This is a genomic window from Lentzea cavernae (genome assembly GCF_014653695.1).
Taxonomy (GTDB): Bacteria; Actinomycetota; Actinomycetes; order Mycobacteriales; family Pseudonocardiaceae; genus Lentzea; species Lentzea cavernae.
The window spans coordinates 64,376-81,286 of record NZ_BNAR01000018.1 but is presented as its reverse complement, the minus strand read 5'-3'; the positions used below and the strand labels follow the sequence as shown (position 1 = coordinate 81,286).

Genomic DNA, 16,911 nt, shown 5'->3' with positions numbered 1-16,911 from the left:
GCCGTTTCGTGTCACCTTCGTTTCAGGTCAGCCGTCCGGAGCGTCGCCAGCACCACGGGGATTCCGCCGACGATCCCGAGCATCTCCCGCTGGCAGGCGTCGAGCGTCCCGCCACCGTCAGCGCACTTGAGCTCGGTGTAGATCTCACGCGCGAACGCCATCTCCTTGAGCTCGGCCAAGGTGTCCACGTACAACGCGGCGTCCGGGCTCTCCTGGATCTTCCCTTCCAGAGCGGCCGCTGTCTGCGCGATCGGGGTGAGGTAGTTGGCGCAGTCCTTCGTCCGCACCTTCTCACCAGCGCATCGCGGCTCACCGGAGATTTTCGTGAGTATGTCGAACCTGCCAGCCCACTCGTCGTGGAGACCGGGCGTGGGCTCCGCCGAGGCGTTCGAGCTGGGCGTCTCCGGCGGGGTGTCGCCGCTGCTTGAGCACGCGGTCGCGAACAGCACGGCGAGGATCACGGCGGGGGTGCGCACGGGGATGGCTCCGCTCTGTCGGTGGCAACCGACGTGTCGCGGGCGCGTGAGCACGCGTTACCGCCAGGCGAAGACCTGCTAGCCGAAGAAGCTGCCCAGCAGCGTCGTCATCCCAGGCAGTAACAGCATGTCCGCGATCACCAGCCCTGGCAGCAGCACCGCCACCTCGAACAACCCACCAGCCTGGAACCGCGCCAGCGCCGGCGCTGGGATCTCACGCCACGTTTGCCCGCCCAGCGGCACTGGCCAGAACAACGGGCTCCCGTCGCCGGTCATGCCCTCGCCCGCGCAGTGCACCAGTACCCCGACACCCACCGCGAGACCGAGCCACGGCGACATCGCGGCCATCTTGTCGGTGTTCACCAGCGCGACCAGCACCGCACCAGCGACCGCAGGCAGCAGCCAATCGCCGAGGGCATCGACGACGAACACGCAGGACAGCACCAGCACCGCGACCACCGCGAACGTGCGGGCCGTCGACACCCACCAGCTGACACCCGCCCCGAGCAGGCCCGCGAACAGCAGGGTGTGCGTGAAGTACTGGCGCTCCCCGCCGTAAGCCTCGAACCGCCTGCTGGTCAGTCGGCCGAGCAGCCGCGACAAGCCCTGCATGACCGCGGACAGCGCGGCGGTGAGCAGGTATAGCAGCCGGGACTGGCGGGCGTCAGGGTGGTCGAGGTTCGGCAGCAGCGCGGCGCCAGCGGTGACAGTGGCGAGGACGACGGCCTGCGGCAGGGTGTGTGCGTCCACGAGCGGTGCGAGCAAGAGCCCGGCGCACCATCCGGTGGCAGCGTGGGTGATGCCGTACATGCGGTCGTCTCCAACTGCTGAGGTGTGGAACGGCGAAAGCCCCGCCCGTGAACCCACGGGCGGGGCAGTGTCTCAGTCGGGCGGGTCAGCTGACGGCACGCAGACCGTGTCGCTGTTCGTCCTTGAGTGCGTCGCGGATCTCGCGGGCCTTGGCCTGGCCGACTCCGAGGGCGGGTCGGATGGCGTCGGCGGTCAGTCGGATCTCGCCCGACTCGACGAGTCGGCGGGCGCGGGCGATGAGGTCGGCAAGATCGGAGTCGGGTGAGTAGGTCGCGGCGGGTGCGCGGTCGGTCGGCGCGGCCGAGTCGGTCGGTCGGGTCGGGTCATCGGACTCGGTCGGGTCGGGTGCCGGTCGGCTGGTCGGTTGGGCGACCGGTCGGTCGGGTCGGTCGGTCGGCTGCGGCGCCGAGTCGGCTGCCGCCGGGGTCGGATCGTCGGTCGGGTCAGCCGGCCGGAGCTGGTCGGGTGCGTCGGTCTGGTCGGGTCGGGTGTCCGACTCAGCCGACTGTCGCAGGTCAGCGGTCGGGTCGGGTGTAAGTCGGGTCGGGGCGATCGGTCGGGTGTCGGCGACCGGGTCGGGTCGGTCAAGGTGGTCGGGTCGGGTCGGGTCGGCCGTGGGAGGCGGGTCGGATGGGGCCGACTCGGTCGGGTCGAGTCGGGTGACGGTCGGGTCTTCGATCGACTCGACCGAGTCGGATCGGGTGGCCGGTCGGGTGGACAGCCAGGCCTTGAGGACGGCGCCGAAGGCGTGGACGAGGACGGCGACGAACGTCGGGGCGGCGATGGAAAGGGCAAGGACGACGGGCTGCCAGCTGTCGGGCAGGGACCAGCCGGCCATGTCGGGTGGGAGCTGGGCGCGGGTCGCGCCGCCGGGGGCGGTGGCGATGTTATGGCCGGCGAGGTTGCCCGCGATGGAGAGCAGGGTCGCGCCGAGCAGCAGGCCCAGGCCCCAGTTCTTGGCGCCGCGGTCGGTGCTGACGACGTGCATAACGGCGCCGGCGGCGGCGGTGACGTCGAGCATGACGGGGCCGAGCCAGGCGGTGGAGGTGGACCAGCCTCCGAGCAGCATGACGGGCCAGAGCTGCTCGAACGACAGCACGAAAGCGGCTGCGGCGAGCGGCAGGAGGCTGGCGCCGAGGACGGCCACCATCCAGCCCGGGGTGGGCTCGGCGGTGGCGGCAGGGGTGGTCACGTCTGGTCCTTCCGTAGTCTGTTTGCGCTGTTCAGAGCGGATGAGAAGGGGTAAATGTGAGGGTGACTCGGTTGTTGTCACCCTGGTGGCACCGGGCCTCACCCCGCCTGATCTGCCGGTTTCACCCCTGTCACCCGGGATGATCACCCCGGTGTCACCTGGGTGATTCACCCCCGGTGTCACCCCCTCTGACCTGTGACATGCGGTCTGTGGGCCGGGGTGTGCGTCTGCGGGTAGGCGCGCGACCCCGGCCACGACGTTGTTGATCATGATCAGGCGGGTTCCAGCGCACGCTCGAACCGGAACCCCGTGTCCGTCCGCGACATGTGACCCGAGTCGACACGGCCGTTGAGCTGCTTGTACACCCACGCCGGCGACCGTCCCGCCGCCCGCGCGACCTCGACCATGTCCGCCGCACGCACCTCTTCGCGGCCCTCACGGTGCAGCTCCAACAGCCGCTGCTCGAACAGGGCGCGGGCCTCCTCCGGCGTGGCCGTGCCGCGATCACCGAACCGCATGCCGCCACCGTCCACGCGCTCGATCGGCTCGTCGATGCCCGCAGGCTGCACGTCCGGCTCCGGCTCCTCCTCCGACGGCGCCCAGGCGCGCGGAGCGTCCTCGCCGAACAGCACGTCGTCGTCCTCGTCGTCGCCCTCGTCGACGTCCGCCGACGGTGGCGCGGTGCTCATCTGCACCTCGACCGGCACACGAGACTCGTGCAGCTCACCGAACGCCTCGGCCAGCCAGTCCGGCAGATCCGCGCCGTGCTGGTGCTGGTACTCGGCGAGCCGCTCAAGCTCGGCGCGCTCGGTCTTCTCGGTGCGCATCCCGGTGACCTGGTCAGCGGCGCTGACACCTGGGGCGACGAGGTAGTTGCAGCCAGGCTGCTCGTTCTGCCACAGCGACGGGTCCGCGCCAGCGTCGAAGACGTGGTCGGGCATGGCGAACTTGGCATCCTCGACGTCCTTGACGCCGTAGCACAACACCGCGCCGAACTGGGCGCGCGCGTCCGTGGGCAGCGAGGTGTAGGAGAACCGTTGCGCGGAGAGCCTCACCTGGATGCCGACCGACCGCGCCCGCTCCAGCACGCGGACGAACGCCTCGTTGCCCAGGAACAGGCCGGCGCCCTCCTCGACGTGGACCGAGATGCGCGGGAAGCCGCAGCCCGGCTCCCAGCAGTCCAGACCCTTCTGGCCGAGGTACTGCGACAACAGAGGGATGATCTTGTTCTTGAGGACCTTCATGAGCGCCTTGGCCTCGGCTTCGGTGCGCATCGCCCACTTGATGCCGCGCGCGAGCGGGCCGAGGGACTGGGCGCCCTTCACGGTGTCGACGTAGATCGTGTAGCCGTCGACACGGGTGAACTCCTCGGCGAACAGCTGGTGCGCGCCCTTGGTCTTTCCGGAGCCGGTCATGCCCTGGATGATCAGGTGCACCTCGCCGAAGCCGGGGATGTGCAGTTGGATGAAGGCGTCACGGCCGTGCGCGTAGCGGCCCACCCGGTACGGCTGGGCCACACTGCCACCGACCACCGACGGGCCCCGGTACGGCAGCGGGTCAGCCAGCACGTCGCGGCGCATCAACGTCAACTCCCCACGCGCAGCGTGGCTGCGATCCCGCGACAGCGTCGCCCCACCAACCGGCAGGCCAAGGACGGACTCCAGCTCCTCAAGGCTGGACTGGGCATTCTTCACCGTGGCGCCGGGCTCGAGCTGCAACTGGCCGGACATGCTGTCGGCGGTCACCTGCTTGGCCTTGAACACCGAGCCCTCCAACGCGCCACCGACCTTGGCCGTGGCCTGGTCCCACAACGACACCTGCTTCTTGCCGTCTTCCAGGTGGGCGTCGCTGCGGGCCACCCACAACCGCACTGCCCAGGCGACGACCGTGGTGCCGCCGAGCCACCCCCAGATCTGGATCAACGGGGTGGCGAACGGGCCGACGATCGACGAGGCGATCAGGTGCGTTCCGGTCAGGGCGGTGGTGCCAATCGCGAGCACCCGGCCGGCCGGGGTCCGGTCGCGGCCGACGTGCCACACCAACCCGGTCAAGCCCGCCGTCGACAGCGCGAGCGCCGGGGTCATCCACGGCAGCACCTCGGGCGACGCAAAGCCCCACAGCGCGGCCGACGCCCCCAGCTCGCACACCATGCCGACCACCGGGCGCACGACGACGCTGCCTCGGCTGGTGGCCTGCGCGACAGCACGGTCCTTCACCGCCTCGACGGCCTTGCTGGGCTTCTTCGGCACGACTCACTCCTCAGGTCACGCGGGGGGACAGGGGTCAGGCGGGGAGCTTGAACCGGGGCTTGCTGGGCTCGGACTCTTCGACCAGGTAGTGGCGCTTGAACAGCGAGTAGCACTTCACGGTGAGGCGGCCGGCGTGCGTGACCGCCTCGGCGGCGAGACGCAGGCACGAGGCGACGGCCTTCGCGCGGGCCTTGGACGACAGCGACCCGAACCGGCCCTCGGGCACGGCGACGGTGGACAGGTCGCCCTGGAGCATGTCGGCCTGGAACTGCAGGGCCCAGGACAGCTCGCGGGCGTCGTCGCGGACGCGGTCGCAGAAGTGGTAGAGCGCGTCGGGGTCACGCAGTTCCATGTCGGCGAGCTCGCCGAAGTGGCTGGCCATCAGCTGGTCTCCTTGTGTTCGGTGGTGCGGGGGTGGAGCAGGAAGTACGCCATGCGCGCGTAGCGGTCGGAGCGGGGTCGGACGCGGTCGGTGTAGCTGGTGGCGGACAGGGTGTCGGCGACGACCTGCCCGTGGGCGGCGACGTCGGTGTGCATGCGGTGGGCGAGCACGGCGAGGCCGAAGAACACGAACCGGGCGGCGGCTAGCAGGGCGAGCAGCAGCAGGTGCCCGTAGTAGGAGACGTGCCACCAGCTGTGGCGAAGCAAGATCAGCAGCCCGGTCACAGTGCGCTCCCGGCGAGCTGCATGCGCGCGGCGAGGCGTTCGGCGAGCTGGGTCATGCGCGGCCAGTGCTGGTCGCAGAACGCCTGGGCGCTGCGGCGGGCGTTGGTTTCGGTCATGCCGCCGGTGCGGGCGCGGTCGTCGAGCCAGAACTGGAAGTCGCTGGCCGAGCCGCGCTCGACGTTGGCCTGCACGGTGGGGGTGAGGACGCCGGCCTGGTCGTAGAACCGGAGCTGCGCGGTCTGGCCGGCGAACAGCATGACCGAGTAGGCCTGCCACACCGTGGCGGGCGCGTCGGGGGTGGGCGGGTTGAGCAGGGTGTAGCCGCAGGAGACCTTGCCGGTCCACCAGGAGCGTTCGATGCGCAGGCGCTTGACGGCCAGGCTGGCCTTGCTGGCGGCCAGGCCGTGGCCGACTTCGTGGAACGCCACGCCGAGGGTGTCGATGTCGTCGGTGAGTTCCACGGCTTGTCCTTCCGGTGTGCTGGTTGGGGTGCGGTCGTCTCGGCCGCCCTGTGAGGGGTGGGGGCGGCCGAGACGACCTGGGAGCGCCTGGTCTGCCTGCGGGGGAAGGCAGGCCGGGCGCGGGTCAGGTAGGGGAGCCGCAGCCGGCCATCCGGCACGTGTTGGCGGTGGCGGGGTTGGAGTGGCCGTTGGCGCAGGTCCAGCGGGGCTCGGTCGGGTCGTTAGTCATGGGTGTTCGTTCCTTTCGGTCAGCGGCCCGTGATCTCGCTGGGCGAGTCAGGCGTGCGCTGCTTGTCGGCCGGGATCGGGTTGCTGCACATGCAGCAGTTCGTGCCCGTGCCGCGGCCGACGCATCCGGAACAGCTCGCCATGATCACTTGCCTCCGCGGGAGGCGATCTCGTCGTGGGCGGCCCAGTGCTGCTCCGTGTCGGGGGCGCTCTGCTTCGCCACAGCGGCCAGCGTGTCGTTGCTCATGTGCTTGGTGGCGCCGCGGGCGGTCTGGTAGGCGTCCCCGCTGCTGACCTGCTCGCCGAATCGGGATGGCATCTCGGTAGCTCCTTCGCGTGTTGTTCTCAGGTTGTTGGTGTTCGCTGGATCAGTTCGGCTAGCTGGGGCCGGGGATGTTGCCGTCCTGGTCGATCGGGCCGGTGTAGCCGGAGTCCCTGAGGTCGAAGAACCTCTTGTCGGCCTCGGTCTCGGGTTCGCCGTCCCAGCGGCGGGTCTGGGCCATGTCAGGCCACGACCTCGGCCACCAGGCAGGCGGCGGTCTGCTCGCGCCGACGAACGAACTCGACGAGCGCGTCTGGACGGACGCGCAGTCCTCCTCGCCCAGCGCCGACCCTGGTCGCGGCGAGCTGCCTGCTGTCGATCAGGCGGTACACGGTGCGATCGGACACCCGCAGTCGCTTGGCCACTTCCGGCACTAGGAGGAACTCGACCTCGCTCTCGGTCATGGGTCTCCCTTGACTCAGCATTGCTCTAGATTAGTCATTCTAGAGCATTAGAGTACAAATGTGGCAAAGCTGTCTAGAGCGATCACCCGTACGCTTGCGCGATGTCGACTCCGCCGCCGAGATACACGGCACGCCTCATCGCCGACGAGCTGCGCGCAGCGATCAACCGCGGCGACTACAAGCCCGGGCATCAACTTCCGACAGGCCGGGCACTCCGCGAGCGCTACGGAGTGGCCGCCCAGACCACGCAGAACGCCTTCGACCTGTTGCGCGCGGAGGGGCTCGTTGTTGGCCTCGGGGGTGGCGGCGTGTTCGTGAGGGAACCGGAAGCGATCGTGCGCATCCCGCGCCGCAGGTTCGTTTTCCGCGACCGCATCAGCTACTACTTCGACGAGACAGCCCAGGGCTACCGGCTCATCGGCACGCCGACAGTCGAAGTCGTGCCCGCCCCCGTCGAGATGGCCCGTCGCCTTGGCATTGAGCCTGGCAGCGAGGTCGTGAAGCGGACACGCGTCGTCGGCGAGCCCGAGCCCGAGCCGCGCGGGCGACAGCGCGCGGTGTCATACCTGCCGGCCTGGTTGCGGGACGAACTGCCGGTCATCGGCGAGGCGAACACCGGGCTGGGCGGGATCTATGACCGCATCGAAGAGCACTACGGCGAGCCGCTCGTCTGGGAGGAAGCCCAAGGCGCAGTCGCGGCAGGAGTAGACGAGGCCGAGGCGCTGGATGGCGTCGTGCACGGCGGGCCGCTGGTGCGCATCCTGCGCACGGCATCGCTGCCGGACGGGCGCGCGGTGGAAGTGAACGACACGCGCATGGACGGCGCGCGCTACGAGGTCGTGGCGGTCCTCGAGCGGGATGAGTCAGCGTCGTGGCCGCCAGCGCCTGCGACCGAGGCGGTTACGCCCCCCGCCGAGTAGACGCGATACACGCAGCGGCCCCGAGCTTCAAGGCTCGGGGCCGCCGTCGTTCGGGGCTACTTGCCGAGCCACTTCCTCATGGTCATGCGGTCCACGCCGACGCGGCGGGCGAAGGCGGCCTCGGATCGGTCGTGCCGAGTGCCGGGCTCGATGACCATGAGCGCGGCCTGCCTGAGTCCAGCGGCTGCGCGCGCTTCCTCCCGCCGGGCGGCGGCGCGGTCGCGGGTGAGCTCGGCGATGACGCCCTCGTCGCCGAGCAGCAGCCGGTAGGCGGTCTGCAGGGCGACGTCCCGCTCTTCTTGACTGGCCTGGGCGAGGTCGGCCTCTTCCATCTCGGGGTCGTCACCGTCCGGGTCGGGGGTGCAGTAGCGGGCGTAGATCTCGTCGGAGATCTGGCGCAGCTGCTCGACCTGGTCGTCTGTGAGGCCGTGGTCGTCTCCGAGCCAGGCTTCCATCTTGTATGTCTGCAACGGCTTCATGTAGAGGACCCTACAGGTCAGCTGTAGGTATGTCTACAGCTACGCCAACCGAGTGAAGCGCTGCTAACTGTAGACAGGTCTACAGGTACAGCTGTAGAGTTCTCTACATCAGCAAGGGGAACACAGAGACCGGGGAGACACCATGAACCTCACCGCCGACATCATCGCCGCCCACTACGACGACCTCTCCGACGGCCCCCAGGTCGCCGTCCGCCTCGCCACCCTCCGCAAGCGCATCAACGAGCCCCAGGACCGCATCACCGCCACCCTGCTCGAGATGACCGGCACCGGCCTCGTCCACCTGGTCGCCTCCGCCAACTGCAAGGTCCTCGACGCCACCGACCACGCGGCCGCCGTCCGGATCGCCGGCGAGGACAAGCACCTGCTGATCATCGAGCCCGAGTACTTCCAGGCCTGACGGCCGGCGGCCCCTCCGGGGGCCGCCACCCCCTCCCCTCGCTGGCTCAGCCCCTACCCAAGGAGCCCCCGGTGGACGCCGTCGCCCTCGCCTCCCTCATTCGTCTCACCGCCCTGGTCGGCCGTGAGACGCCCCTTGTCGAGCTCCGTGCCTCCCTGACCTTCTACCCCCGCCCCCTCGTCGACGAGGCGCTGTGCCAGCTGACCATGCGAGAGGACGTGTACCTGCGGGGGGAGGCGGACCAGCGGCGACTGACGGCGGAGGACCGGAAGTCGGCGCTGGTACTGGGCGGCACGGCCCGCCACGTCCTGCTGATCACCGCCTGACCCGGCGGGGCCCGCGCCCACGCGGCGCAGAGCCCTGCCCTTTTCTCATCCATCCCCTATGGATACATCCGTCTCTGTCTCCCCGCCCCCTCCGCAAGAGGCAACGGGAAACCCCTCCCATCACCCCATGACCGGACCACAGGATGAACCCATGACCACCACGCCCTGCGTCTTCTGCGCCATCGCCGCCGACACCGCGCCGGCCACCGTCGTCCGCGAGTGGCCCGACGCCATCGCGATCCTCCCCAGAACCGGTGTCGGCGAGCGCGGCGACCACGTCCTCGTCATCCCCCGCTGCCACGTCGCCACCGCCATCGAAGACGCCACCGTCACCGGCACCGTGTCCGCCCGCGCCGCCCAACTCGCCCTCGAACTCGGCTGGCACGACGCCAACCTCATCGCCAACATCGGCCCCTACGGCTCCCAGACCGTGCAGCACCTGCACTGGCACCTGCTCCGAAGACGACCCGGCGACCACATCGCCCTGCCGTGGCCGCAGCCCCTGCAGGAGACGGCATGATCCGCGTGGCGTGGGCCCGGGAGCCGATCCCCAGCGGGCCGTCCGTGTTCCTCGCCGGGCCCACCCCGCGCGCCGGTGACGGCGTCGAGTCGTGGCGGCCAGCTGCGGTCGAGGCGATCGAGGCGGCCTGGACGGGCGGCCCGTTGACGGTGCTGACGCCGGAGTCACGCGGCGGCGTGCGGGCGAAGCACTACGACGACCAGTTCGAGTGGGAGACCGCAGCCCGCGGGTCGGCGAGCGTGGTGCTGTTCTGGATCCCCCGCGACCTCGCCGTGATGCCGGGCTTCACGACCAATGTCGAGTTCGGCCACGACGTGACCGCGCACCGCCAGGTCGTCCTCGGCTGCCCACCTGACTGCCCCAACCCCGAACGCAACCGCTACCTGATCGCCCTGGCCCGCCGCTACGGACGACCGGTGTGCGACACCCTCGACGACACCGTCCGCGAAGCGCTCACCCGCCTCTGACCCGGACAGCACCGCGGCCCCTGACCACACCAGGTCAGGGGCCGCACTCATGCACGCATCCGTGTCCACCCAGGGTGTGCTTACGATGCCCGCGCACCCGCCCCAGGAGGACCGCCATGCTCATCGTCCGCGACCGCCGCGACGGCCAAGCCGTCTCCTGGGGCACCGACTACCGCCGCATGGAAGAGATCGCTGCTGGCGACCCCGAGTTCGAGCTGTGGCCCGACCGCGGCGCCACCCGCTTCTACTGCCACGTCGAGCGGGGCGGCTTGGCCTGGGTCCACCCGTACGACCTCTCCGCCCAGCTCGAGGCCGAGATCAAGCCCTAACCCTGCACCTGCCAGTTCGGGTCGTTCGCCAGATCACCGGCCGTGAGGATGCTGCGCTTCCACCCGGCGCCGTCGGCCAGCTCCCACCACACCTCACCTTCGAACACGTGGTGCCGGCCACCGAGCTTGGCCAGAGGGCTGCCGTCGACCGCAACGTAGACCGTTGCCGTCGCAGGGTCGAGGGTGTCGGGCAGCTGCCGGAGGGTGTCCCACTTGTCGTTCGCCACGCGGCGAAGTGTGCCAGCACGACAACGACCCCCAGACCAGGTGGTCCAGGGGCCGCTGTACGGCGGCGCGCTCGGTGGCTCCGCTAGCTGGCTTCTGCGGCGTCGACGTGCGCGACGGCCGCTTGGCGCCGCGGTTGGTGCGACAGCTCGGCGACACGACCGGTCTTGGTCCGGCACTCACGGTTGGGCTCGGCGCCGCACGAGGGGCACGGGGTTTGCCGCGTCGTCGCGAGGATGCGCTGTTCGCGTTCCTGCGCGCGCCGCTTGGCGCCGCGCTTGGACTCCCACCGATCCAAGCCCGGCAGACCGTCCAGCCCGTCGAGGTAAGCGATGCCGGGCTCGGTCTGGTCGGAGCGCCACGGCATGTCCGGTCGGGCGAGCGCGACGATCTGGTGGTGGGTGAGCACGGTCGACAGCTTCTTGCCGTACCGCGTCTTGTCTGGGTCCGCGCCGTGGGCCGCGAACCCCCACGGCTCGCTGCCGTTGAACTTGCGGTGCAACGGCTTCTCGTCGGCGATGATCCCGTTGACCTCGGCCACACGCTCGGCCTTGCGGACCAGTTCGTTCGCTGCACGGTCGAGGTCGTCGCAGAATTCCTCAAGCTCGACCGGCACCGACGGCGTCTCGGCCGCAATGGCGAGCTGCCGCAACCACACCGCGGCGGCCGACAGGTGGATGGAGAGCTCCTCCAGCGTGATCCGGTCGCCGTCGTGCAGGTGTGCGGTGTCGGTCGGGTGGGTGCTGGTCTGCGTCACGTTCCTGCCCTGTTTCTGTTGGGGTCGTGGGATGTTTAGCGCTTGAGCTGGCGGTGCTTGCTGGTGATCTCGGCGCGGTCGGCTCGCACCGCGTGTGCCTGTACCGGCCCGGCTGGGGCGGGTGCGGCGACCTCGACGTAGACCCGGCCGAGCTTCGAGGCTCCCCTGTTGGCATAGGGGCCGTTGACCTCCAGCACCTCGAACACTTCGCCCAGCAGCGGAATCGCGGCGTTGAGCTCGTCGCTGGTGCCCATCAGACGGATCTTCACCGATCACCTCTCTGGCTTGGGACGCAAGGGCTTCGGTTGTTCGTACCGCGTCTCGAAGCCTGATGCGCGACGGGCACGCGGATGTCGTGCTTCTGTCAGGTTCTTGCCGTGTCGTGTCATGTCACAGCACCGCGGTGAGGAAAGCCGCCACGCCGAGCCACGCCCAGTGCCACGACTGGTCCAACGCGTACGCCCCGGTGCCGAGCAACGGGTTGTCGTCCCGGCCCTCACGCGGCGCACCGAGCGCGTAGAACGGGGCGAGGCCAGCGAGCGCGGCGAGGCGGGCGAGGGTGAAGCGGCGGTCCGCCCAGTAGTGCGTCACCGCCGACATCACCTGGCCGGCGGCGAAGCCCTGCCAGGTGATGTTGAGCTGGAACGCTCCCCACAACGCGAGCACGGTGCTCGCGGTGACGACGGTGTAGGAGGCGACGTGGCGGGCGCAGGCTATCCGGCCCGCGTGATCACGTCGGTCTTTCGTTGCGGCCTGGTGTCCGCTCTGCACCCAGTGGTCACCGACTTGGTGTGCGATCAGCAGGCCGACGGCTACACCCGCGAAGGTGCCGATGTCAGGCACGCGCCTTCCCTTCAGCGGCGGTGAGGCCAAGCGCGTCGAGCAGCAGCGCGCAGTCCTGGGCGTCGCGCGCGAACGTGCTGGCGAGCGCACGCGCGGCCCGCCGTCGTTCCTGCCTCGTCTCCTCGGCCTTTGCTTTGTCGGGCTGCACTCTGCGGAAGATGAGTGTGGCGTTGTCGTTGCCCATCAGGACACCTCCACGTTGAGCCACAGCCCGTTCTCGGGAGGCGGCAGGATCTCTGGCATCCGCTTGGTCATGTACTGCGGTGTGTCGTCTGGCACGAGGTGCAGGCCGGGTAGGTCCTTGCGTCCGCGGCTGAGCGCGTCGCACATGACCTTCTGCAGTGCGACGAGGTTGTCGACATCGGCGCGGCGCCGGTCACCGGGTGCCCACACGAGCTGGACGGTGAGGTGCCTGCCGGTTGGCACGCGGTTCGCTCGGGCGAGCGTGACGACGTCGCTGATGACCTGCTTCACCGCGCGATGCCGAATCGCCCAGTGGCCAGGCCGCGCGTTGCCGCGCAGCGTGTCCCATATGAGCCGCTTTCGCTTGCCTTGAACCATCTCCCACGCGAGGTCGTAGCGTGGCAGTACGAGGCGGTAGGTCGTGGTGGCGTCCATCAGCCCACCGTCCTGTTCGGGGCGACCTCGGGAAGCAGCTTGCCGAGTTCCTCGACGGTCGCGGTGATCTTTTCGGCGACTTTGGTCAGGTTTGCGAGCTCGTAGTTGGTGGGCAGTTTGTTCACGGTCTCGAGCCACCGGATCGCGTCCCCGATCTGTCGGGCGTTGTAGCGGCTATTCCAGTTGCCGATCGGGCTACCGACGATCAGCTCCAGCGTGTCGAGCGTCCTGAGCCGCTCGCGCTCGGCCGGCGTCATCGGCGCTCTCGCGGGCTCGGTGAGCGTTCGCGCCTGCTCGGCTCCCTTCACGAACGCCTCGTGGGTGGCGGTCTCCAGGCGTCGCTTCTCCTCGTCTCGGCCGCGCATCAGCATCCGAGCAAGAAGTTCGAGCGGCAGGACTGGTGTGCGGACGGCGGGCTTCACGAGCTTCTGCATCACGCGGTGGTTCGCGTTCTTCGGCGGCACCATCAGGCCCCAGCCTTCGGGGAGCTCGCTGGCCTTGACGATCGACGCGTCAGGCACGACGAGCCAGAAGCGGGTCGAGTACGGCCACCAAGCTTCTGCCTTCGACGGCTTCGCGAGTTCGGTGAGCCAGTCCGCGCGAGACACCTTGATCTCGTGCACGTCGACCGCCAGGCCGCGGCTGCTCCACAGGCTGACGGCGACGAAATCCGCGTAGTGCACCTGGTCTGGTGCGCGCAGCTCGCGGAACGTGGCGTGGCTGTCCTGGTCGCGGTGGCCGTCCTTGCCGCGGTAGTGCCGCTCCAGCAGTTCGCACATGGCCCGGGCGTTGAGGTCGCGAGGTGGCGCCGTCTTGCTGTGCGCCTTGGCGGGTGGCGTGCCGAGGTCGAGCATGTCGGTCACAGGGTCTCCACGAGTTTCCGGGCGGTTTCGTACCGGTTCCACATCGTCCGGTCGCCGTCGCGTTGGTCTGGGTGGCACTTCAGGGCAGCGAGCCGCACCAGGTTCTTGCGGCTGCGAATACCAGGCTCGGCCACGACTTCTTCGAGCCAACGCAGTGCGTCGTCCGCCGATGCGAATTCCGACGTGGCTTTGCTCGACTCGATGGCGCGCCAGCCCGCGTACTGCTCCCCCGACCTGGACACGCCGTACCGGTCGACCGCGCGCAGCGCCTGCAGGGACAGGGCTATCGCTCGGACGTTGGCTTGCCACGTGTCGTAGGCGTCCGTCGCGTACGACAGCGGCCCGAACCGGGACTCGAATGAGACAACCACGCCGGGGAAGCCGGCACGTGCACGGGCTCGGATCATGCCGTCGAGGCGGATGTCCGCACGCTGCACGTCGATTCGAACCGCGATCACCCCGCGCACGCCGAGCATCTCGATCTCGGATGTCAGCAACTCCAAGGTGTTCGACCAGGAGACGCGGAACGTGTGCGCGGGCCGCCGATTCCTCGTGACCTCGCGGCCCCAGGTGCCGAGGGGCTCGATCTGCCAGGACGTCACGCTGGCACCTCCTTCGCTTCAGGGTCGATGCCGTTGGCCCGGCAGAGTTCGCGGAGACGCGCGGCTTCCGCGTCCGCGCGCTGGCGGGCCTGGTGCGGTGTGAGGCCCTTCGACTTCACGAGCATCACGGAGTACGCGTCGCCCGTCGTCGGGTTGACGGCGTCCCAGGACAGGTAGTTCTCGGCGCCCGCCTCATCGAGGGCGGGGATGAACACGGCGAGCAGATCGGCGGCGAGCGCGCGGGCCGCCTCGGTTGCTCCGCCGATACCAAGCTCGATGCCCGTCTCGGTGGCTCGCATGGCGTTGAGCCGCGGCGGGTCCTCGGCGAGCGTGTCGTCGGGCTCGTCCTCAGGGATCGGTCTCGGCAAGGTCTTGCCGAGCTTCCTGATCGCGCGCCGGAGGCGTTGCACGATGTCGCTCACGGGCAGGCCTTCGCCGCCGACGATGTCCGCGGCGCTGTCGGTGCCGTTGCCAGGGGCCATGTGGCAGTCGTCGAGCACGGTGCCGAACAGCGCGAGCACCGCCTGGCTCAGGTCGAGCGGCTGGCCGGCCGGGATGCGCGCGACGATCACGGGCGAGTCAGTGGGCACGGGTCGCACCTCCGCTCGACAGCGTGCCGCCGGTGGCGCGGGTGACGGACTTGTCGAAGCGCACTGCGATGCCAGCGTCGGAGTCGCCTTCGGACCCGACCGGTTCCAGCCAGATCCGGCCGTAGCCGGGGTCGCCGTCGGTGCGCCCGTTGCCGAGGTGCTCGTTGAGCTCCAGCCTCGCGTGGATCAGCATCTGGTAGACGTCCGCGGTGCCGTCGAGCGGCGCCTTCGCGACCAGCCGCACGGTCGTCGTGGTCGTCTCCTCGCGGTGGTAGTCAGCGGCCATCGCCCTCTCCCCTCTGCAGTGTGTGCGAGGACCGGCCAGCGGTCGGCGAGCAGGGCTCGATCCACGGTGGAATGTCGTCGGGGTAGAGCCATGCCACCAGCGCAGCGGTCGCGTCAGCGGAAAGGCTCTTGCCCTGCCTCAACCTGGTGAGTCCCGACCCTGCGATGCCGAGCTCCTTGGCGACCTCACGCATCGACTTGCCCTGATCGCGGCAGGCCGTCTCCAGCGATTCGATGAGCTTGGCCCAGGACACGACGTGCGCGCTCACCGCGTCCCCTCCTGTACCTGAGCGCTGTTCACAGAAAGAAGCCTTTGCCAGACGTCAGAATCGGCGCCGGTCCGCAACGCGCGTTCGGTAGACCAGCCGCGGCGCAGCCGGTAGATCAGCGTGTTCGGCTTGATGGCCAGCAGTTCGGCCCAGTCCTGCACGGTCTGGGTTCGCCCTGCGAACGAGACGATGTGATTTGTGCGCTTGTTGCGCTGCTGCTCTGCGTGGGTGATCCAGCGACAGTTGCTGGGACGGTAGTTGCCGTTGACGTCGATCCGATCGAGTTCCAGCTCCGGCTTGAAGGTCGCCCCCATGTCCTCGGCGAATGCCTCAAACCGACGCCATCGATCGCACACCGTGATGCCGCGGCCGCCGTAGTTGTTGTACTGACGATGCTGGGAGTTGCCGACGCGGTCGAGCATTGACCTCCACCGTGAGTAGAGAGCGGTGCCAGTCATCCCGTGCGTCGGTCGCGTCGAGGCGCATGATGCACACGCACTGCAGGCTCCGGCCTTCAAGGTCGCGGCGCGAACAAGTGGCTCTGCACCACAGTCGCAGCGGCACCGCCACATCCAGGCTCCGTGGTTGTCTTTGCCTTCTTTCGCGAGCGCCACGAGGCGCCCGAACCGTTCATTGGTCAGGTCCAGCGCGACAGGCACGTCATACCTCACGATTGCTCAGTCTGAGCAGCACATCTGCGTGGCACGGCTGCTGAGGCGGACACCAGCAGCAGAGGTTTCTCCCTGCCAGCTCGCGTTGCGCGTCTTCGGCGGTCACCTTGCGGCGGTCGAGCCGGTAGCCGGCGGCGACCATCGACGGGCTGAGGTTTCCGGTGAGGAGCCGCTCGTAGGTTTCGACGGACTCGGCCGCGGTCATGAAGCGGACGTGGCAGGCCGTGATCCGCCCGTCGGGGTGGTGGTAGTCGTGGCGTGCGCCGTCGCTGCTGATGCGGCCTTCGTACTCCCAGGGCTCGCCGCTCAGTACGCCCGGCACGCGGGCGAGGCCGTAGTCGGTGTTGAGCGCGAACGGGTTGCCCCACTTCGTGGGGCGGCCGACGAACTGCGTGCTCTCAGGCATCCGCCAGCCAACGGTGCGTTTGCGCTGGATCCGCTCAGGCATCGGGGTTTCCTTCCAACGGCTTGTCGCTGACCTGGTTCGGGTATCGGGTGTGCACGTCGCCGCTGATCGGGTCCCGGCAGGACGGTCCGAGCTCACCGTCGACAAGGCGCCGGTGGCGGCGTAGCGATCCGTCCTTGTTCACCGCAACGTTGCGGCCACAGCCCTCGCGGGGGCAGTCCGCGTACCGGACCTCTAGCGGCGGTAGGCGGTGCGTGGGACACAGGTCCGTGCCCTTGCTGAACGCCCAGCCCGCGTCGTAGGCCTGCTTCCGCGCGGCCCGCTGGAACACCGCATCGGCGTCGACGCACTCGATCAGCACCGTGGTGGTGTTCGCGCAGCCATCGTGGTCGCAGGTGAACGTGACTTCTCGGACCACGCTCACGAGGTACCGCCTGGGCGTCGCAGCCTGCGCCACCACGGCTCGCGGGCCTGGAGCATGCCCCGCGGGTCTGACCAGCGGCCGTACCCTCCGC

At 69.4% G+C, this 16,911-nt stretch carries 31 protein-coding genes; 6 read left to right on the top strand and 25 right to left on the bottom strand.

Going from position 1 to position 16,911, the window contains the following annotated elements; genetic code table 11:
* Window positions 1-11: 11 nt before the first annotated feature.
* The 10 genes from IE307_RS38475 to IE307_RS38435 all read right to left on the bottom strand — a co-directional run bounded on the left by IE307_RS38475 (window position 12) and on the right by IE307_RS38435 (window position 6,808).
* A complete protein-coding gene (locus IE307_RS38475) occupies window positions 12-461 on the bottom strand; it encodes a hypothetical protein (RefSeq protein ID WP_191304400.1) in 450 nt (149 codons plus the stop codon).
* A gap of 93 nt (window positions 462-554) precedes the next feature.
* A complete protein-coding gene (locus IE307_RS38470; RefSeq protein ID WP_191304399.1) occupies window positions 555-1,286 on the bottom strand; it encodes a metal-dependent hydrolase in 732 nt (243 codons plus the stop codon).
* 85 nt (window positions 1,287-1,371) lie between these two features.
* Window positions 1,372-2,478, bottom strand: a complete 1,107-nt coding sequence (locus IE307_RS38465; RefSeq protein ID WP_191304398.1) for a hypothetical protein — start codon at window positions 2,476-2,478, stop codon at window positions 1,372-1,374.
* A gap of 272 nt (window positions 2,479-2,750) precedes the next feature.
* Window positions 2,751-4,727: a hypothetical protein gene (locus tag IE307_RS38460; protein ID WP_191304397.1), complete on the bottom strand. Its 1,977-nt coding sequence runs from the start codon at window positions 4,725-4,727 to the stop codon at window positions 2,751-2,753.
* Window positions 4,728-4,761: 34 nt separating this feature from the next.
* Window positions 4,762-5,109, bottom strand: a complete 348-nt coding sequence (locus IE307_RS38455) for a TraA-like protein (RefSeq protein ID WP_191304396.1) — start codon at window positions 5,107-5,109, stop codon at window positions 4,762-4,764.
* Window positions 5,109-5,393 carry a hypothetical protein gene (locus IE307_RS38450; RefSeq protein WP_191304395.1) on the bottom strand — a complete coding sequence of 95 codons (285 nt, stop codon included), beginning with the start codon at window positions 5,391-5,393 and terminating at the stop codon, window positions 5,109-5,111. Before IE307_RS38450 ends, IE307_RS38455 begins: the two co-directional genes overlap by 1 nt.
* Window positions 5,390-5,854 (bottom strand): hypothetical protein, encoded by a 465-nt coding sequence (locus tag IE307_RS38445; protein WP_191304394.1) that lies wholly within the window; start codon window positions 5,852-5,854, stop codon window positions 5,390-5,392. Before IE307_RS38445 ends, IE307_RS38450 begins: the two co-directional genes overlap by 4 nt.
* A 373-nt stretch (window positions 5,855-6,227) precedes the next feature.
* Window positions 6,228-6,401, bottom strand: a complete 174-nt coding sequence (locus IE307_RS38440) for a hypothetical protein (RefSeq protein ID WP_191304393.1) — start codon at window positions 6,399-6,401, stop codon at window positions 6,228-6,230.
* A gap of 58 nt (window positions 6,402-6,459) precedes the next feature.
* Window positions 6,460-6,585 carry a hypothetical protein gene (locus tag IE307_RS47360; RefSeq protein ID WP_268250455.1) on the bottom strand — a complete coding sequence of 42 codons (126 nt, stop codon included), beginning with the start codon at window positions 6,583-6,585 and terminating at the stop codon, window positions 6,460-6,462.
* Window position 6,586: 1 nt separating this feature from the next.
* Window positions 6,587-6,808, bottom strand: a complete 222-nt coding sequence (locus IE307_RS38435; protein WP_229905494.1) for a helix-turn-helix domain-containing protein — start codon at window positions 6,806-6,808, stop codon at window positions 6,587-6,589.
* A gap of 101 nt (window positions 6,809-6,909) precedes the next feature.
* Here IE307_RS38435 and IE307_RS38430 point away from each other — a divergent pair, with 101 nt between their 5' ends.
* Window positions 6,910-7,728 (top strand): GntR family transcriptional regulator, encoded by an 819-nt coding sequence (locus IE307_RS38430; RefSeq protein WP_191304391.1) that lies wholly within the window; start codon window positions 6,910-6,912, stop codon window positions 7,726-7,728.
* Between the two features lie 56 nt (window positions 7,729-7,784).
* On the opposite strand, the gene IE307_RS38425 is transcribed toward IE307_RS38430, so the two are convergent.
* Window positions 7,785-8,207, bottom strand: a complete 423-nt coding sequence (locus IE307_RS38425; protein ID WP_191304390.1) for a hypothetical protein — start codon at window positions 8,205-8,207, stop codon at window positions 7,785-7,787.
* A gap of 142 nt (window positions 8,208-8,349) precedes the next feature.
* Here IE307_RS38425 and IE307_RS38420 point away from each other — a divergent pair, with 142 nt between their 5' ends.
* From IE307_RS38420 to IE307_RS38400, 5 genes are all read left to right on the top strand, one after another.
* Window positions 8,350-8,625 carry a hypothetical protein gene (locus IE307_RS38420; protein ID WP_191304389.1) on the top strand — a complete coding sequence of 92 codons (276 nt, stop codon included), beginning with the start codon at window positions 8,350-8,352 and terminating at the stop codon, window positions 8,623-8,625.
* A gap of 71 nt (window positions 8,626-8,696) precedes the next feature.
* Window positions 8,697-8,951, top strand: a complete 255-nt coding sequence (locus IE307_RS38415; RefSeq protein ID WP_191304388.1) for a hypothetical protein — start codon at window positions 8,697-8,699, stop codon at window positions 8,949-8,951.
* A 151-nt stretch (window positions 8,952-9,102) separates the two neighbouring features.
* Window positions 9,103-9,471 (top strand): HIT family protein, encoded by a 369-nt coding sequence (locus IE307_RS38410; RefSeq protein WP_191304387.1) that lies wholly within the window; start codon window positions 9,103-9,105, stop codon window positions 9,469-9,471.
* Window positions 9,468-9,938, top strand: coding sequence for a nucleoside 2-deoxyribosyltransferase domain-containing protein (locus IE307_RS38405; RefSeq protein ID WP_191304386.1), 471 nt, complete (start codon window positions 9,468-9,470; stop codon window positions 9,936-9,938). The genes IE307_RS38410 and IE307_RS38405 overlap by 4 nt, the downstream gene beginning before the upstream one ends.
* A gap of 116 nt (window positions 9,939-10,054) precedes the next feature.
* Window positions 10,055-10,267, top strand: coding sequence for a hypothetical protein (locus IE307_RS38400; protein WP_191304385.1), 213 nt, complete (start codon window positions 10,055-10,057; stop codon window positions 10,265-10,267).
* Here the strand turns inward: IE307_RS38400 and IE307_RS38395 are convergent.
* From IE307_RS38395 to IE307_RS38330, 14 genes are all read right to left on the bottom strand, one after another.
* Entirely contained in the window at window positions 10,264-10,494 is a 231-nt protein-coding gene (locus IE307_RS38395; RefSeq protein WP_191304384.1) for a hypothetical protein, read from the bottom strand. The genes IE307_RS38400 and IE307_RS38395 overlap by 4 nt on opposite strands.
* Window positions 10,495-10,577: 83 nt before the next feature.
* Entirely contained in the window at window positions 10,578-11,249 is a 672-nt protein-coding gene (locus tag IE307_RS38390; RefSeq protein WP_191304383.1) for a zinc finger domain-containing protein, read from the bottom strand.
* A 35-nt stretch (window positions 11,250-11,284) separates the two neighbouring features.
* Complete coding sequence (locus IE307_RS38385) at window positions 11,285-11,518, bottom strand: hypothetical protein (RefSeq protein ID WP_191304382.1); 234 nt, start codon at window positions 11,516-11,518, stop codon at window positions 11,285-11,287.
* Between the two features lie 121 nt (window positions 11,519-11,639).
* Window positions 11,640-12,092 carry a DUF3307 domain-containing protein gene (locus IE307_RS38380; protein ID WP_191304381.1) on the bottom strand — a complete coding sequence of 151 codons (453 nt, stop codon included), beginning with the start codon at window positions 12,090-12,092 and terminating at the stop codon, window positions 11,640-11,642.
* A complete protein-coding gene (locus IE307_RS38375; RefSeq protein WP_191304501.1) occupies window positions 12,085-12,276 on the bottom strand; it encodes a hypothetical protein in 192 nt (63 codons plus the stop codon). Before IE307_RS38375 ends, IE307_RS38380 begins: the two co-directional genes overlap by 8 nt.
* Window positions 12,276-12,710, bottom strand: coding sequence for a hypothetical protein (locus tag IE307_RS38370; RefSeq protein ID WP_191304380.1), 435 nt, complete (start codon window positions 12,708-12,710; stop codon window positions 12,276-12,278). The genes IE307_RS38375 and IE307_RS38370 overlap by 1 nt, the downstream gene beginning before the upstream one ends.
* Entirely contained in the window at window positions 12,710-13,573 is an 864-nt protein-coding gene (locus IE307_RS38365; protein ID WP_191304379.1) for a hypothetical protein, read from the bottom strand. The genes IE307_RS38370 and IE307_RS38365 overlap by 1 nt, the downstream gene beginning before the upstream one ends.
* The gene (locus IE307_RS38360; protein ID WP_191304378.1) at window positions 13,570-14,175 is read right to left on the bottom strand and encodes a molecular chaperone DnaJ; all 606 of its coding nucleotides are present in this window, start codon (window positions 14,173-14,175) and stop codon (window positions 13,570-13,572) included. Before IE307_RS38360 ends, IE307_RS38365 begins: the two co-directional genes overlap by 4 nt.
* Window positions 14,172-14,765, bottom strand: coding sequence for a hypothetical protein (locus IE307_RS38355; RefSeq protein ID WP_191304377.1), 594 nt, complete (start codon window positions 14,763-14,765; stop codon window positions 14,172-14,174). Before IE307_RS38355 ends, IE307_RS38360 begins: the two co-directional genes overlap by 4 nt.
* On the bottom strand, window positions 14,755-15,051 hold the full coding sequence (locus IE307_RS38350; protein WP_191304376.1) for a hypothetical protein: 297 nt from the start codon (window positions 15,049-15,051) through the stop codon (window positions 14,755-14,757). Before IE307_RS38350 ends, IE307_RS38355 begins: the two co-directional genes overlap by 11 nt.
* Entirely contained in the window at window positions 15,041-15,319 is a 279-nt protein-coding gene (locus tag IE307_RS38345) for a hypothetical protein (protein ID WP_191304375.1), read from the bottom strand. The genes IE307_RS38350 and IE307_RS38345 overlap by 11 nt, the downstream gene beginning before the upstream one ends.
* A complete protein-coding gene (locus IE307_RS38340; protein WP_191304374.1) occupies window positions 15,316-15,741 on the bottom strand; it encodes a hypothetical protein in 426 nt (141 codons plus the stop codon). Before IE307_RS38340 ends, IE307_RS38345 begins: the two co-directional genes overlap by 4 nt.
* 238 nt (window positions 15,742-15,979) lie before the next feature.
* The gene (locus tag IE307_RS38335) at window positions 15,980-16,438 is read right to left on the bottom strand and encodes a DUF4326 domain-containing protein (protein WP_191304373.1); all 459 of its coding nucleotides are present in this window, start codon (window positions 16,436-16,438) and stop codon (window positions 15,980-15,982) included.
* Window positions 16,431-16,814: a hypothetical protein gene (locus IE307_RS38330; protein WP_191304372.1), complete on the bottom strand. Its 384-nt coding sequence runs from the start codon at window positions 16,812-16,814 to the stop codon at window positions 16,431-16,433. Before IE307_RS38330 ends, IE307_RS38335 begins: the two co-directional genes overlap by 8 nt.
* Window positions 16,815-16,911 lie beyond the last annotated feature (97 nt).